The sequence below is a fragment of the Massilia sp. TS11 genome (assembly GCF_022012445.1).
In the GTDB taxonomy this organism is placed as follows: Bacteria; Pseudomonadota; Gammaproteobacteria; order Burkholderiales; family Burkholderiaceae_D; genus Telluria.
Genome location: NZ_JAKLTS010000003.1, coordinates 1 through 15,617, shown reverse-complemented (window position 1 = coordinate 15,617; position 15,617 = coordinate 1). Strand labels below are relative to the sequence as shown.

At 66.1% G+C, this 15,617-nt stretch carries 11 protein-coding genes; 8 read left to right on the top strand and 3 right to left on the bottom strand.

What is annotated here, in order from left to right; all coding sequences use genetic code 11:
• The first annotated feature begins 172 nt into the window (after nt 1-172).
• Nucleotides 173-3,124, top strand: a complete 2,952-nt coding sequence (locus tag LZ005_RS05635; RefSeq protein WP_237805563.1) for a TonB-dependent receptor — start codon at nt 173-175, stop codon at nt 3,122-3,124.
• On the opposite strand, the gene LZ005_RS05630 is transcribed toward LZ005_RS05635, so the two are convergent.
• Entirely contained in the window at nt 3,121-3,996 is an 876-nt protein-coding gene (locus tag LZ005_RS05630) for an SMP-30/gluconolactonase/LRE family protein (protein WP_237805562.1), read from the bottom strand. The genes LZ005_RS05635 and LZ005_RS05630 overlap by 4 nt on opposite strands.
• Nucleotides 3,997-4,033: 37 nt before the next feature.
• On the opposite strand from LZ005_RS05630, the gene LZ005_RS05625 reads away from it, so the two are divergent.
• A complete protein-coding gene (locus tag LZ005_RS05625) occupies nt 4,034-5,650 on the top strand; it encodes a glycoside hydrolase 43 family protein (protein ID WP_237805560.1) in 1,617 nt (538 codons plus the stop codon).
• On the opposite strand, the gene LZ005_RS05620 is transcribed toward LZ005_RS05625, so the two are convergent.
• Complete coding sequence (locus LZ005_RS05620) at nt 5,637-6,386, bottom strand: sulfite exporter TauE/SafE family protein (RefSeq protein WP_237805558.1); 750 nt, start codon at nt 6,384-6,386, stop codon at nt 5,637-5,639. The two genes, LZ005_RS05625 and LZ005_RS05620, sit on opposite strands and share 14 nt — an antisense overlap.
• Nucleotides 6,387-6,394: 8 nt before the next feature.
• Nucleotides 6,395-7,303 carry an alpha/beta hydrolase gene (locus LZ005_RS05615; protein WP_237805556.1) on the bottom strand — a complete coding sequence of 303 codons (909 nt, stop codon included), beginning with the start codon at nt 7,301-7,303 and terminating at the stop codon, nt 6,395-6,397.
• A gap of 379 nt (nt 7,304-7,682) precedes the next feature.
• Here LZ005_RS05615 and LZ005_RS05610 point away from each other — a divergent pair, with 379 nt between their 5' ends.
• From LZ005_RS05610 to LZ005_RS05585, 6 genes are read left to right on the top strand one after another with little or no spacing between them, the layout of a single operon-like run.
• Nucleotides 7,683-8,117, top strand: coding sequence for a type IV pilin protein (locus tag LZ005_RS05610; protein WP_237805554.1), 435 nt, complete (start codon nt 7,683-7,685; stop codon nt 8,115-8,117).
• The gene (locus LZ005_RS05605) at nt 8,105-8,731 is read left to right on the top strand and encodes a Tfp pilus assembly protein FimT/FimU (RefSeq protein WP_237805552.1); all 627 of its coding nucleotides are present in this window, start codon (nt 8,105-8,107) and stop codon (nt 8,729-8,731) included. Before LZ005_RS05610 ends, LZ005_RS05605 begins: the two co-directional genes overlap by 13 nt.
• Complete coding sequence (locus LZ005_RS05600) at nt 8,728-9,147, top strand: hypothetical protein (RefSeq protein ID WP_237805550.1); 420 nt, start codon at nt 8,728-8,730, stop codon at nt 9,145-9,147. The genes LZ005_RS05605 and LZ005_RS05600 overlap by 4 nt, the downstream gene beginning before the upstream one ends.
• Entirely contained in the window at nt 9,144-10,328 is a 1,185-nt protein-coding gene (locus LZ005_RS05595) for a PilW family protein (protein ID WP_237805548.1), read from the top strand. Before LZ005_RS05600 ends, LZ005_RS05595 begins: the two co-directional genes overlap by 4 nt.
• The gene (locus LZ005_RS05590) at nt 10,325-10,924 is read left to right on the top strand and encodes a hypothetical protein (RefSeq protein ID WP_237805546.1); all 600 of its coding nucleotides are present in this window, start codon (nt 10,325-10,327) and stop codon (nt 10,922-10,924) included. Before LZ005_RS05595 ends, LZ005_RS05590 begins: the two co-directional genes overlap by 4 nt.
• A gap of 5 nt (nt 10,925-10,929) precedes the next feature.
• Nucleotides 10,930-15,564 (top strand): pilus assembly protein, encoded by a 4,635-nt coding sequence (locus tag LZ005_RS05585; protein ID WP_237805544.1) that lies wholly within the window; start codon nt 10,930-10,932, stop codon nt 15,562-15,564.
• The last annotated feature ends 53 nt before the right edge of the window (nt 15,565-15,617 follow it).

Genomic DNA, 15,617 nt, shown 5'->3' with positions numbered 1-15,617 from the left:
CAGGCCACTAGCCAAATTGGTCTGACCACATTACACTAGCCAGCAGCGCACCGCATTCCCGCCTCACCAGAAGTTACCGGCCACCCGCGCGCGTGGCCGCGCCGCCCGCTTTCATCGCATCACCCATAACAATCCACGCCGCCACGGCGGGAACATAACGGAGACAAACGATATGAAACGCAGCAAGCAGCATCTTCTCGCCCTTCTGCCGCTGGCGATCAGCCAGGCCTATGCCCAGACTTCAACGCCGCCGGCCGCGCCGGAGAGCAATACGGTGGTGGTGACCGGCTACCGCGCCAGCCTCCAGAGTTCGCTCGCGGCCAAGCGCGAATCGGACACCATCGTCGACGTGATCAAGGCCGAGGACATCGGCAAATTCCCCGACAATAACCTGTCCGAAGCCATGCAGCGCATCCCCGGCGTGGCGATCGACCGCGACGCCGGCGAAGGCCGCACGATCACCGTGCGCGGCCTGTCGGGCCTGTTTGTGCGCACCAAGCTCAATGGCATGGAAGCCCTGGCCACCACCGGCGGGCGCGATTCCTCGGGCGGCGCCAACCGCGACCGCGGCTTTGACTACAATGTGTTCGCCGCCGAACTGTTCAGCGCGATCAAGGTCTCCAAGGCCGCCAGCGCCGAGCAGGAGGAAGGCTCGCTCGGCGCCACCATCGACCTGACCACGCCGCGCCCCTTCGACTACCCGGGCTTTGCGGCGGCCGCCTCGGTGACCGGCCAGTACAACGACCTGTCGAAGAAAGCCAACCGGCGCGAAACTTTCATGCTGTCGACCCGCAGCGACGACAAGCGCTGGGGCGTGATGCTGTCGGTGGCCGACTCGACCAATGACAAGCTGGAGGAAGGCCCCTCGACCGGGCGCTGGGAGAACGCCTCCTTGAGCACGGTGGCCGGCGTGCCCTCGGCCCAGTCGACCGGTATGCGCTTCAAGAGCTACTCGACGGATGGCGGTCTGAGCTTCATCCCCATCCCCTTTCTGGCCAAGACCAATGCCAATGCCGGCTCGCTGGCCGACCTCAGCGGCGAGGCCCTGAACATCAGCAAGGCCCTGCACCCGCGCATTCCGCGCTATGGCCACATCGAATACGACGTCAAGCGCCTCGGCATCACCAGCGCCGTGCAGTTCAAGCCCGTGCAAGGCACGCTGCTGACGCTTGACCTCATGCATTCGAACTATGTGGCCAACCGCAATGAGCAATACCTGGAGGCGATCTCCTTCAGCCGCGGCGATGGCAATGCGGTCGGCAATCCGTCGACCAGCATCTACAACTACATGATCAACAGCAAGGGCGAAATCCAGAAGGCCAGCTTCAACAACGTCGACATCCGCTCCGAGAGCCGGCACGACGAGCTGGAGTCGAGCTTCAACCAGATGAACCTGACGCTCAATCAGAAACTCGGCGACCGCGCCGAGCTGCGCCTGTTCGCCGGCAAATCGAACTCGGCCCAGCGTAATCCCGAGCAGACCACGCTGACCCTCGACGCCTACGATGTGCAGGGCTATAGCTACGACTACAGCAATCCACTCAAGCCCGTCTTCAATTACGGCAAGCTCAACGGCTGCACGGTCGACCAGGCCTGCTACTGGCAGATTTCGTCCTCGGCCGCCAAGGGCGACCCCAGCCTCGTGCGCATCCGTCCGAACCGCACCGACAATGGCTTCAACACCCAGACTGCCGACCTCAGCTACGAGCTCAATGATCACCTGACCCTGAAGACCGGGGTCGGCATCAAGCGCTTCAGCTTCAAGACGGTCGAAGCGCGCCTGGCGAGCGAAAACATTCCGGCCAATGCGGCGGCCTTCCTCAATGCCAATCTGAGCAACTACGTGATGCCGCAGACCATGGGCACCGGCTATGGCGCCCAGACCTGGCTGATCCCGAATTTCAATGCGATCAAATCGGCGCTGAACTTCGGCTGCAATTGCGTGGTCTCGCCGCTCACCGGCAGCGGCCTGCCGACGACCAGCAACGATTTCACGGTCAGCAATACCGTGTCCTCGGCGCGCGGCAACAACCAGGATGCGAGCGAAAAGGACAGCGGCTACTACGCCCAGCTCGACTTCAACTATGAGCTGTTCGGCATCCCGGTGCGCGGCAATACCGGCATGCGCATCGTGAAGACCGAGCAGGCCACGACCGCCTATCTGAGCCTGCCGGCGAAGAACGGCGTGACGCCGCCGCCGACCTACCAGACGGCGACCCAGTCCTACACCGACCACCTGCCCTCGCTGAATATCACGGGCGAAGTGCTGAAGAACGTGCTGCTGCGCTTCGGCACCTCGAAGGTGATGTCGCGCCCCTCGCTGCAGGCGCTGACCCCGGCCGGTTCGATCGACCTCGACAAGCGCACCTACAGCGGCGGCAATCCGACGCTGGAGCCGATCCGCGGCACCACCTATGACCTGAACCTCGAATGGTACAAGGACAAGGACTCGCTGTTCTCGGTCGGCTACTTCTTCAAGAACATGAAGAGCTATATCCAGCGCACGGCCCACACCGACACCTTCGGCTCGCTCGGTCTCGATCCGGCCCTGGGCGCGGCCAGCGGCATCGACGCCAGCACGCCGTTTTCGATCACCAACTGGGTCAACACGCCGGGCGGCCTGATCCGCGGATTCGAAGTCAATCTGCAGAAGAACTTCGACTTCCTGCCGGCGCCCTTCAATAATTTCGGCGGCGTGCTCAACTTCACCAAGGTCGAGTCCAAGCTCAAGTACATTCTGTCGCCGACCTCGCCGACCGTCACTGTGGCCGATCTGCTCGGCATGTCGCCCAAGTCGGCCAATGCCACGCTGTACTACGAGACCAAGGACTTCTCGGCCCGCATCACCGGCGCCTACCGCTCGAAGTACACCTACATCCTGCTGCCGGGCAGCGGCTCCGACTTCCAGGGCAAGAACGCGACCACCAATGTGGACGCCCAGATCAGCTACAACCTGACGCCCAAGCTGACCCTGACCGTGCAGGCCCTGAACCTGACCGACCAGTACGACGACCGCTTCAACGCCTACAACAACGCCACTTTCGGCAACTACGACGGCAATGCGCCCTCGGACGCCGTGCACACGGGCCGCTCCTACTACATCGGCCTGCGCTACAAGTACTAAGCGATGGGAGCGAGCAGATGCTGAGGCAGACCAGGCACCGCGAGCCGGACGCGGAACAGCGCCCCGGACAGCGGCGCCTGGCTGATTTCCTCGGGCGTCATGCCCTTGCGCGCCGTGGTGATGAAGGCCGTGCGCCCATCCGGCCCGCCAAAGGCCAGCTTGGTGATGTTGGGACAAGGCAGCGCGATGCTGCCGATCAGGCGGCCATCGGGCGCGTAGCGGTCGACCCGGCCGCCGCGGAACATCGCCACCCACAGCGCACCCTCGGCATCGATGCAGGTGCCATCCGGGTGGCCGGGCGGCTCGGGACGGATCAGCACGCGCCGGTTGCTGAGGCTGCCATCGGGCGCGAGATCGTAGGCGTAGATGCACTTGGCGCGCGTGTCGGTATGGTAGAAGCTGCGCCCGTCCGGGCTGATGCAGGGACCATTGGTGATGATGTAGCCGCTGTCCTGCTGGCGCAGGCGCTGGCCGTCCCACAGATAGAGCGCGCCGCTGTGCTCGCGCTCGCCATCGTCCATGGTGCCGAACCAGAGCCGGCCCTGGGCATCGGCGAAGCCGTCGTTGCAGCGGTTGTTGGGCGTGTCGGGTTCGACCTCGCGCAGCACGCGCGTGGCCCCGCTGTGCGGGTCCAGATGCAGCAGACTGTGCGGCAGACCACAGACCAGGCCGCCGCTGGCCAGCGGCAGCACAAAGCCAACCTGGCCCAGCAGATGCCAGCTGCGCCGCGCACTGCCATCGGCCGCGCAGCGGTGCACGGCGTGGCCCTTGATATCGACAAAATACAGGGCCTGATCAGCCGCGTGCCAGCACGGCCCTTCACCCAGCGTGGCCCCGAGCGGCCAGATACATTCGACTTCCTGATTCAACATGCCATACATCCCAATCTCACAAGACGCGCACGATAGCATGCCCGCGCGCGCCGCTGGCCTGCGCGCCGTATTTCTCAGCCTGCTGCTCGCGGCGGCGCCAGCGCTGGCGGCCCCGCCCTGGCAGGCCGATCTTGGCGACGGCCGCTACCAGAACCCGGTGCTGCACGCCGATTATTCCGATCCGGACGCGATCCGCGTCGGCGATCGCTACTACATGACGGCCTCGAGCTTCAACAGCGTACCCGGCCTGCCGCTGCTGGTCTCGCGCGATCTGGTCAACTGGGAACTGGTCGGCCACGCCCTGGCGCGCCTGGTGCCGGAAGCCCACTTCGCCACGCCGCGCTACGGCGACGGCGTGTGGGCGCCCTGCCTGCGCTACCACGACGGGCAGTTCTGGATTTTCTATCCCGATCCCGACTTCGGCGTCTACGTGATCACGGCGCGCGATTTCAGCGGCCCCTGGAGTGCGCCGCACCTGCTTCTGCCGGGCAAAGGCATCATCGATCCCACGCCCCTGTGGGACGCGGACGGCAAGGCCTATCTGCTGCACGGCTGGGCCAAGAGCCGGGCCGGCTTCAATAACCGCCTGACCCTGCGCGCGATGGCGCCCGACGCCAGCCGCCTGCTCGACGATGCCGGCCAGACTGTGATCGACGGCGACCAGCTGCCCGGCTACCGCACGCTCGAGGGGCCCAAGTTCTACCAGGCCGATGGCTACTACTACGTGTTCGCGCCGGCCGGCGGAGTCGAGGAAGGCTGGCAGGCCGTGTTCCGTTCGCGCAGCGTGCGCGGTCCCTATGCGGTGCGCACCGTCATGGACCAGGGCCGCACACCGGTCAATGGGCCGCACCAGGGCGCTTGGGTGCGCGCGGCCGATGGCCAGGACTGGTTCCTGCATTTCCAGGACAAGCAGGCCTATGGGCGTGTCGTGCATCTGCAGCCGATGCGCTGGGAGGACGGCTGGCCGCTGATCGGCGAGCCCGGTCCGCGCGCTGGCACCGGCCAACCGGTGCTCAGCTACCGCAAGCCGCTCGCCGGCGCGGCGCCCGCCATGCCGCCCACCTCGGATGACTTCAGCGCCCCACGCCTGGGCCCGCAGTGGCAATGGAATGCCAATCCCCAACCCGGCTGGGCCAGCCTGAGTCCCGGCCGGCTGCGCCTGCACACGGTGCCGGCGCCGGACAGCGCCGAGCATCTGCGCAGCGCGCCCGGCATCCTCAGCCAGAAGCTGCCAGCCCCGGCCTTCGTGGCCGACACGCGCATCCAGTGGAATCAGCCGCAGGAAGGCGATCGCGCCGGCCTGATCCTCAACGCCATGCAATACGCCTGGCTCGGCCTGCGCCAGCGCGCCGGCCATACCGAGCTGGTCTACACGACCTGCACCCCGGCCGCCCTACGCTGCAAGGAAAGTAACCAGGTGCTGCTGGCCGATGCGCCCACCAGCCTGCATCTGCGCGTGCAGATGGAGGACGGGGCCCGCGCGCGCTTTGCCTACAGCCTCGACGGCCAGCAGTACACGGCGGCCGGTCCGGTCTTCACGCCGAGCAAGGGGCGCTGGGTCGGCGCCCAGCTCGGACTGTTCAGCATTGGCCTGCAAGCGGGCGCGGCGGCATCGAGTCTCGACGTCGCCTATTTCCGCCTCACGCAGCCATGAAGCAGGCTTCCCAGATCAGGCGCAGCGACAGCAGGAACAGGCCGATCCGCACCAGCCGGTAGAACCAGACCTCGGGCAGCCAGTGGGTCAGGCGCGCGCCGAGCCAGGTGCCAAGCAAGGCAAACGGAATCAGCTGGGCGGTGGCGCCCAGGCTGCCCAGGCTGTAGGGGCGCAGCAGGTGGTAAGGCAGCAGCTTGGACAGATTGACCACCGCAAACAGCACGGTGCTGGTGCCGGCCAACATGGCCTTGGGCAGCTGCTGCGGCAACATGTACATCTGGAACGGCGGCCCGCCCGCATGCGAGATAAAACTGCTGAAGCCGGCCAGCAGGCCCCAGGCGCGGCCTTTGGCAGGTTCCAGCCCGGGCGGCTGCTCACGGCGCGGCCAGCCCGCCCATTGCAGCAGACAAAAGCCAGCGCCGCTCACACCGAGCAGCAATTTGACGAAGGCGTCCGACACCAGCGAGGCCGTGGCCCAGCCGAGCGCCACTCCGGCCAGCGCGGCCGGCAACAGCACGCGCAGATGGGCGCGGCTGGCGGCGCGGCGCCAGATCCACAGGCCAGCCAGATCGGACACGATGTAAATCGGCAGCAGCAGCATGGCCGCCTGCAGCGGCGGCATCGACAGGGCCATCAGCGGCACGGCCAGCCCGCTGACCACGGCCAGACCGCCCTTGGACAAGCCGACACAGAGCGCGGCCAAGGCCGACACCAGAAACGCGGAATCGAGCGGCACCGTGCGTCTCAGCCCGGCACGACGCCCTGCGCGCGGTAGAAGGCCAGCATGGCCGCGGCCGTCTCCTCGGGCGCTTCTTCGGGCAGGAAATGGCCGCAATCGATGGCCGCATAGCTGGCCTGTTCGGCGCGCGGGTCCCACAGCGCGCGCAAGTCATAGCGGCGGCCGACGATGCCGCGCGCGCCCCACAGCACCAGCAGCGGCATCGGCAACGGGCGGCCGAGGTCGGCGCGATCATGTTCGAGGTCGATGCCGGCCCCGGCGCGGTAGTCGTCGCAGGTGGCGCGGATCGTCTCGGGGTCGCTGAAGCAGGCCACATAATCGTCCAGCACGGCCGGGTCGAACCGCCCGAGCTGGCCCTGGCTCCAGCGCTCGATCGCACCGAGCAGCCAGGCACGCGGATCGGCGCCGATCATCCGCTCGGGCAGCGGGGCCGGCTGGATCAGGAAGAACCAATGGAAATAGGCGGTCGCCATCACCTGGTCGATGCGCGCATACACGTCCAGCGTGGGCGCAATGTCCATCACGCAGGCCGACAGCACACGCGCGGCGTGGTCCTGGGCGAGCCGATGCGTCACGCGTGCGCCACGATCATGCCCGGCAACATGAAAATGCGCATAACCAAGTGCCGTCATCAGCTGCGCCATGTCGGCCGCCATCGCCCGCTTGCTCTGGTTGGCGGCGTCGGGCAAGGAAGCCGGTTTGCTTGAACGGCCATAGCCGCGCAGGTCGGGCAGTACCAGACTGAAATGCGGCGCCAGCGCCGGCACCAGCCGGTGCCACATCCGATGGTTTTCGGGATAACCGTGCAGCAGCAAAAGCGTCGGCTTGCCGGTGTGCTCGAGGACGCGGCAATGCAGATCGACGCCGTCGAGCGCGACCGTCCGCACATGCGAGGAACTGGGGACGCTTGCCATGTCCTGATTATGCCCTGAACGGCAAGCAGAGGTCGGTCATCCGACAAATTTTCCACACGGGAAAATGTGTTATCACTTCATTTATGCATATGTAAAAATTTGTCGATTTCCCATACCAACCGCAGCCGCCTGAACAAATCCTGACCATGGACTGACAGCTTTTGTCAGTATCGTCGGCAGGCCGCATGTTTTCTGGCCTCACCCATGCAATATTTCCTCTTGGCACAACTCTTGCACACTCCAAAAAGAAGTTTCCAAGCTGCAAACGGTCAATTTTTAGTATATTTTTACTAATTTTACGCTTAAAATTTCCGTTATGATTTTAAATAAGGCAAACTTTGTGCGCAGCAAAGAAATTTCTAAATAAAGGGGAAAGATCATGGACAAGCAGCGACAGGGTCGAGAGACGATGCAGGGCCTGACTTTGGTCGAACTGATGGTGGCGCTCGTCATCGTCGCCGTGTTGGCCTCGATCGCCCTGCCCAGCTACCAGAACTACGCCCTGCGCGGCAAACTTGTCGAAGCCTTCTCCGCCCTGGGCGCCGCCCAGCCGAATGCCGAACAATACTGGGCCAGCAACCACACCTATGTCGGCTTCGACCAGGTGCCGGCCAACACGGCCAATTTCCAGTACAGCCTCAGCGGAGCAAGCGCCAGCGCCTACACCCTGACCGCGACCGGCGTCGGCCAGCTGTCCGGCTTCGTGTTCACGATTAACCAGTCGGGCGCGCGTGCCACCACGGGCGTGCCGAGCGGCTGGACCAGCAATAGCAGTTGCTGGGTCGATCGGAAGGATGGCTCATGTTCGCAATAGCCCGCCGCCGCGTCCCCGGTTTCAGCCTGATCGAAGCACTCGTCGTCCTCGCCATCCTCGGTGTCCTCGCCGCGATCGGCATCCCCCGCCTGACCACCTGGATTCAAGCCAACAAAGCCAACGCCGCCATCGAGTTCTATCTGGATGGGGTGCGCCAGGCGCGCGGCCAGGCCCTGCGCCACAATGCCGCCAGCCGCATCGTGTTCTCCGCCAATGCCAACAATGGCCAGCCCGACTGGCAGATCGACCTGTGCTTCCCGACCCCGAATCTGCCCTGCAATGAAGTGGCCGGCAGCTGGTCGACCGTCAGCGCGCCCGCGCCCGGCGATCCGGAAGGCGCCAGCGGCTTCCTGTCGCTGCACGGTTATGCGAATGTGCTGGCGCCCGACAATGTGCTCGACATCAGCCTGCTGCCCGAAAACACCTCGGCCATCTACTTCACGCCGACCGGCTGGGTCGATACGGCCGTGGCCAACCGCACCACGCGCGTGGTGGTGGCCCCGGTCAGCAGCGGCGCCTTCCCGACCCAGGCCGTGGCGGTCACCGTGGCCGGCTCCGGCACGCGCTGCCGTCCCGATGCCGCCACCGGCGACAGCCGCGGGTGCCCGCCATGAAGCGCCGCTCTGTCCTCGGCTTTGCGATGGTCGAATCGCTGGTCGCCGTGCTGCTGCTGGCGGTCGGCGTGATCGGCACGCTCACCATGCAGGCGCGTGCCTTCGGTGCGTTTTCCGACGCCACCCAGCGCGCCGAGGCGACCATCGCCACCGACAAACTAATCGGCCTGATCCGCAACGACCAGGCCAATGTCGCCAGCTATGCGCTGGCCGCCGGCGCCACGCCCGGCGCCAAGCTCAGCGCCTGGTACAACGAAACCCAGACCATGCTGCCGGGCGCCAGCGTGCAGGTCACGGTCAGCGCCGTGGCCGGGACCAGCCGCAACATCGTCGACGTGCAGATCCAGTGGCGCCGCAAACAGGGCGCCGCCTTGATGACGCACCGCGTGACGGCCTATGTGGCGGGGGCGGCATGAAACGCATCGACCGCGGTTTTTCGATTGCCGAGCTGCTGGTGGCGGTCGCCATCGGCCTGCTGGCCCTGATCTTCGCCACCGGCCTGGTCGGCAATGTCGAGCGCAACAAGAACGCCCAGCTCGGCGGCTCGGATGCGCTGCAGAACGGCATGCTGGCCCTGTTCTCGCTCAGCCGCGATGCCGAGCAGGCCGGCTGGGGATTAAACGATCCGCTCGTGGTCGGCTGCGACACCCTGTTCTCGGACACCCAGGGCTATGCCTTGCCGAGCGTGGTCTACAGCAGCGCGGCCGGGGTCAACACCACGGTCACGCCCCTGTCCCCGGTGCTGATCGTAAATAACGGCGCGCGCCCGGACCGCATCAGCTTCCAGTCCGGCAGCAATCTGGCCGGCACCGCCATGCTGCGCGTGGTCAGCGCCTATGCCGGCGGCACCAGCATCAATGTCGACCGCAATCCCTATGGCTTCGCCGAGGGCGACGTGATCGTGGTGATGCCCGAAACGCGCGGCGCCAGCCAATGCGCGATCGGCCAGGTATCGTCGCTGGTGACGCCGCCCGCGCCCGGCCAGAACCAGGTGCTGATCGCCAGCGGCAGCGCCTACCGCTACAACAGCGGCAATCTCGGCACCACCTATGCGGCCAACCAGGCGCGCCTGTTCAATCTCGGGCGCGGCAATGCGCTCGGCTTTCGCACTTGGTCGGTGTCGGCCGGCGGCTTCCTGCAGCTGCGCGCGGCCGATGTTCAGGGCGCGGCCGCGGCGGCCGTGACGGTGACCGACAATATCGTCGGCCTCAAAGCCCAGTACGGCTTCGACACGCGCGCCGGCGCCGCCTTCACGCCCGAAAACGGCATGGTCATCAGCCAGTGGTCGGCTTCCCTGATCGACGCCGACGGCGATGGCGCGATCGACGCCAATGATGTGCAGCGCATCGCCGCCGTGCGCCTGGCCGTGGTGGCGCGCGGCTCGCTGCCGCAGCGGGTCGGCGCCGGCCAGCCGTGCACGGCCACCCCGAACGCGATCACCGTGTTCAGCAGCGCCCAGCCGGACGGCGTGACGGCCGTGCCGGTCACCCTCGATGTGCGCATCAGCGGCGACCCGGTCGACTGGCACTGCTACCGCTACCGCAGCTTCGAAACCATCATCCCGCTGCGCAACGCCAGCTGGAGGCCGAACGCATGAACGCCCTGTCCTTGCGCCGCATGCGCGGCATCGCCCTGCCGGTGATGATGATCATCCTCGTGGTGCTGCTGATCACCGGCGTGTATCTGCTGCGCTCGTCCAATTCGGCGACCCTGGCCGCCACCAATCTGGCCTATGAGTCGGCGCTCAGTGCGGCGGCCGACCTCGGCATCCACCGCGCTTCGGAATGGCTGACCAGCACGGCCACCAGCAACCGCGCCCTGCTCGACAGCAATCAGGCCGCGAATGGCTATGTGGCCAGCTACAACACGGCCCAGGGCATCAATAGCAGCGCCTTCTGGGATGGCGCGGTCAGCATTACCGATCCGGCCGGCAACCGCATCGACTACGTGATCCACCGCATGTGCGCGTTTGCCGGCCCCTACGACAGCCTGGGGCCGCCGGCCAACACCTGTGTGCTGACCTCGGCCAACACCTCGACCATGAACAATTCCATCGCCCTCGGCGACAGCCTCGCCTCCGACGCCGTCCAGCTGGCCGGTGTGCCGCGCGTGCACTATGTGATCGCGGCGCGCATCTCCGGTCCGCGCGGCGGCAACGTCATCAACCAGGCCGTCGTCACCATCGGAGGCTGAGCACCATGAATCTGCGTTCCCTGTTTGTCCTGGCCCTGGCCCTGGCCGCGGCGCCCGCCTGGGCCGGCCCGACCGGCATTGCCCAGGTGCCGCTGTTGAACATCAATGGCACGGGCGCCGTCAAGCCGAACCTGATGCTGCTGTTCGATAACTCGGGTTCGATGGACCAGTCCTACACGCCCGACTATGTGAACGACAGCCTGTGCCGCCGCCAGTCGAGCCTGGCATCGGGCACCCAGGCCTGCAATGTCGGCATGCCGCCCTTCATGAGCCCGGACTTCAACAAGCAGTATTACAACCCGGCCATCCGCTACCAGGCCCCGGTCAAGGCCGACGGCAGCTTCTACGCCGACATGAACAGCGCCAACACCAGCGGCTGGACCGTGGTGACGGCCGACGGCTTCAATGCACGCAAGCTCGACCTGTACGGCAGTACCAGTTCGACCATCAATCTGCTGACCGGCTTTCCCGATCTGCGCTGGTGCAATCCGTCCAATCTGGCGAGCTGCCAGCGCAATACCGGCGGCTACACCTACCCCGACAACACCTACACGACGGCCCAGTCGATCACCGGCAATCCCTACTACTACCAGGTGAATGTGGCCGAATACTGCGCCGACGCCAATCTGACCACCTGCCGCTCGGTGGCCGTGGGCGCGACCGCACCGGCCGGCTATCCGTATCCGGCCAAGGTGCGCTGGTGCGACACCACCCTGCTCACGCGCTGCCAGGGCAAGCGCGTCGGCGTCTACATCTACCCGCGCTACTCGACCGCGCTGGGCGCCGTCGTCTCCTACGGCACGATTGCGATTGGCGCCTCCAGCACGACCAACAGCCTGAGCATCAGCAGCGTGACGATTCCCGATCCGAGCACGGCGCGCACGATCACCAATGGCAGCGTGACGGCCGCCACCGGCACCGACACCCTGCTCAAGCAGCAGACCCTGGCCAGCGCCCTGGCCGCCAGCATCATCGCCAAGACCGGCCTCACCACCCAGTACTGGGCCTGCGTGCGCAATCCGGTCGGCCAGCCGAGCGTGCAGCCCTGCGCCAACTTCGGCATCACGCTCGGGGCCGACAATGTGGTGGCCGTCATCGCCATTACCTGCAATGGCAGCAAGTCCCTGGCCAACTGCGCCTTCGTGACCGACAACTCGCGCGCCGGCTGGGCCATGACCGTGACCGCGCCGAGCATCATCGTGACCCCGGCCACGGCCGGTTCGGCCGCCGTGCCGACCACGGCCACCCTGGGCGTGAGCGGCAGCACGCCCAACACCAACCCGACGCCGACGCTCGCCAGCATCAGCTGGAACGGCATCACCCTGGCCACGAATATCGCCATCGGCAAAGGCAAGACTGCCAGCAATGCCGTGTCCACCCTGGTCAGCGCCATCAATACCAGCGCGCCCGGCAATATCCGCGCCTATGTTGGCGGCAATAGCGTGACCTCGGTCTGCGCCAGCAAATCGAGCAGCGTCGTGTGCCTGGTCGATACGGCCGCCACCGCCAATATCGGCAACCTAACCTACGGCAGCATGACCAATGCCGGCAGCATGACATTCTCGGCCGTCGGCGGCAGCGGCTACGCGGCTGCGGTGGCCCCGACCCCGGCCGTGACGGACGCCATACCGGTGACCACGGCGGCCCTGTCGGCCGGCTCTGCCCCGCCCGACACCTTCCAGCGGGTCGACATCGTGCCGACCACCACCACCTATCCGAAGGCGGCCGGGCGCGGCGACTGCGTGACCACGCCCGGCGTCTGCACCTATGCCGAGGAGATGACCAACTTCGCCAACTGGTACGCCTACTACAAGACGCGCATCCAGATGATGAAGACCTCGGCCGGCATCGCCTTCTCGGCCCTGAACCAGAACTACCGCGTCGGCTATGCCAAGCTGTCGACCATGGGCGCCGGCAGTCCCGTAGAGATGAAACCGGCCGACTTCACCTCCGGCAACCGCGCCACCTGGTACAGCACCCTGTACGGGGCCGTCACCTCCGGCTCGACGCCGAGCCGCCTGGCTGTGGACGCGGTCGGCAAGATGTTCGCCAACCAGTCGCCCTACAACTACGGTGCCGGCGCCGAAGTCGTGCAGTACCCATGCCAGCAGAACTTCCTCGTCTACGTGACCGACGGCTACTGGAACGGCGGCTACCCGAGCATTGCCAACAACGACAATACCGAGAACGCCAGCCGCTTCTGCACGGCCGCGCGCGGCTGCGTCGACAGCCGCAGCCAGAGCCAGCCCTCGCTGGCCGACGTCACCCTCTACTGGTACAACGGCGGTTCGGCCACCAGCACCGTCTCGCTGCGCCCCAGCCTGGAGACCGACATGAGCCGCCCCGGCCTGGTGCCGGCCGGCCCCGGCGAAAACACCCATCTGCACGTCAACGCCTACATGCTGGGCCTGGGCGTGGACGGCGTGATGAGCTACGAGCCCAACTACGACACCGCCCCGCGCGTCGGCGGCGACTTCTACAACCTGATCACCGGCGCCACCAGCGGCTGCCCGTGGAATAACGGCGGCGCCTATGTCTGGCCCGATCCCGATGTGACCAACACGGCCAGCACCGTGCAGGAGCGCGTGGACGACATGTGGCATGCGGCCGTGAACGGCCACGGCAAATACTTCAGCGCCCAGGACCCGACCGAGGTCGTGCAGGGCCTGAGCGCCGCCATTGCCGCCATGCAGGTGCGCATCGGCGCGGCGGCGGCAGCAGCCACCTCAACGCCGAATATCTCGCAGCAGGACAATGACATCTTCTCCGACACCTTCACCACCGTGCGCTGGTACGGCGAACTGTCGGACAAGAAAATCGACATCGCCACCGGCGTCGTCTCCAACACGGCCGTGTGGAACACCTCCGACCGGCTCGGGCGCCAGGTCAGCGCCGCCAGCGACAGCCGCACCCTGTACATGCTCGATACGGCCGGGGCCAGCCCGGCTCTGAAGTCCTTCCGCTACAGCGCCATGAACGCCCAGGAAAAGGCCTGGTTCGACAACAAGTGCGCCAGCCTCAGCCAGTGCACCCTGCTGTCGGCCTCGGACAAGGCCATCGTCAACAGCGGCGCCAATCTGGTCGACTACCTGCGCGGCCAGCAGCAGTATGCCGACGACAGCCTGTTCCGCGCCTTCACCCAGACCAGCTACACCCCGGCCGGCGCGTCCGGCCCCATCCCCATCATCCTCGGCGACATCGCCTCGTCCAAGCCGGCCTACCTGCGCGACTCGCGCAAGTCCTACTCGGCCACCGGCTATGCCGACTTCAAGGTGGCGACGGCCAGCCGCGCCGCCACCGTGTTCACGGCCGCCAACGACGGCATGCTGCACGCCTTCAATGCCACCACCGGCGACGAGCTGTGGGGCTATCTGCCGCGCATCACCATGAGCAAGCTGTACAACCTGGCCAGCACCACCTATGGCAGCAACCACATCTTCACCACCGACGGCTCGCCCGAAATCGCCGACGTGCAGATCGGCGGCGTCTGGAAATCGGTGCTCGTGGCCGGCCTCAACGGCGGCGGGCGCGGCTATTACGCGCTGGACGTGACCGACCCGGCCAACCCGCATGCGCTGTGGGAGTTCTGCGCCGACAGCAGCATCTGCAGCAAGGGCGACCCCGACCTCGGCCTCAGTTTCGGCAACCCCCAGTTCGGCCAATGGAATGGCCAGTGGGTCGTGCTGTTCACCTCCGGCTACAACAACATCCCCGGCAGCGACGGCGTGGCCAGCGGCGACGGCAAGGGCTATCTGTATGTGGTCGACGTCGCCACCGGCAATATCCTGCGCAAGATCGGCACCGGCGTGGGCGACACCACGACCCCGTCCGGCTTCGCCAAGATCACGGCCATCACCAACAACCCCTTCCTCGACCCCGGCCTGACCTATGTCTACGGCGGCGACAACACGGGCAAGATGTGGCGCTTCGACTTTACGGCCGCGTCCGGCATCACGGTTAGCAAGCTCGGCGACGCCGGCAGCAGCCAGCCGATCACCACCCGTCCCGACGTCACCTTGTGCAGCATGACCAGCGGCGCCAGCAGCGTGGCCCAGCGCGTCATCCTGTGGGGCACGGGCCGCCTGCTCGACGTGCCGGACACGGCCGACACCAGCACCCAATCGCTGTATCTGGTGAAGGATGGCGCCAGCACGATCAGTCTGCGCGGCACGACGATGGTGCAGCAGAACATGAGCCTGGTCGGATCCGGCAGCAATACCCAGACCTTCTCCGGCAGCACCAATGCGGTCGACCTGTCGACCAAGGACGGCTGGTACATCGACTTCGACCAGAACAGTGGCGAGCGCATCAACCTCGATCCGAAGATCATCGGCGGCGCCGCGAATGTGGTGACGAACACCCCGAGTTCCGCGTCAGCCTGTTCGATAGGCGGCTCCAGCAACGTCTACCAGTTCAACGTCTGCAACGGCAATCCGGTCACGCCCGACAACACGATCGGCACCACACTCTCGAACACCTCGGCGGCGGTCGGCTTCATCATCGTGCGCCTGCCCTCGGGTGCGCTGAAGATGATCACCACGACCGCCAGCGGCGCGACGGTGACGACCGGCGTCAGCAACCCCGGCGAACAAGGCGCCAAGAAGACCGGCTGGCGCCGCGTGAACGGCAACGGCGAGTAATCTATCCCCCCATAAAAATCGGGGTCAGACCCCATTTATCTGCCCGGAAAAAA

Bases quoted from the DNA above. Each gene is read 5' to 3' on its own strand.
- LZ005_RS05615 (WP_237805556.1), bottom strand. From the start codon at position 7,303: ATGGCAAGCGTCCCCAGTTCCTCGCATGTGCGGACGGTCGCGCTCGAC.
- LZ005_RS05630 (WP_237805562.1), bottom strand. From the start codon at position 3,996: ATGTTGAATCAGGAAGTCGAATGTATCTGGCCGCTCGGGGCCACGCTG.
- LZ005_RS05595 (WP_237805548.1), top strand. From the start codon at position 9,144: ATGAAACGCATCGACCGCGGTTTTTCGATTGCCGAGCTGCTGGTGGCG.
- LZ005_RS05585 (WP_237805544.1), top strand. From the start codon at position 10,930: ATGAATCTGCGTTCCCTGTTTGTCCTGGCCCTGGCCCTGGCCGCGGCG.
- LZ005_RS05635 (WP_237805563.1), top strand. From the start codon at position 173: ATGAAACGCAGCAAGCAGCATCTTCTCGCCCTTCTGCCGCTGGCGATC.
- LZ005_RS05625 (WP_237805560.1), top strand. From the start codon at position 4,034: ATGCCCGCGCGCGCCGCTGGCCTGCGCGCCGTATTTCTCAGCCTGCTG.
- LZ005_RS05605 (WP_237805552.1), top strand. From the start codon at position 8,105: ATGTTCGCAATAGCCCGCCGCCGCGTCCCCGGTTTCAGCCTGATCGAA.
- LZ005_RS05600 (WP_237805550.1), top strand. From the start codon at position 8,728: ATGAAGCGCCGCTCTGTCCTCGGCTTTGCGATGGTCGAATCGCTGGTC.
- LZ005_RS05590 (WP_237805546.1), top strand. From the start codon at position 10,325: ATGAACGCCCTGTCCTTGCGCCGCATGCGCGGCATCGCCCTGCCGGTG.
- LZ005_RS05610 (WP_237805554.1), top strand. From the start codon at position 7,683: ATGGACAAGCAGCGACAGGGTCGAGAGACGATGCAGGGCCTGACTTTG.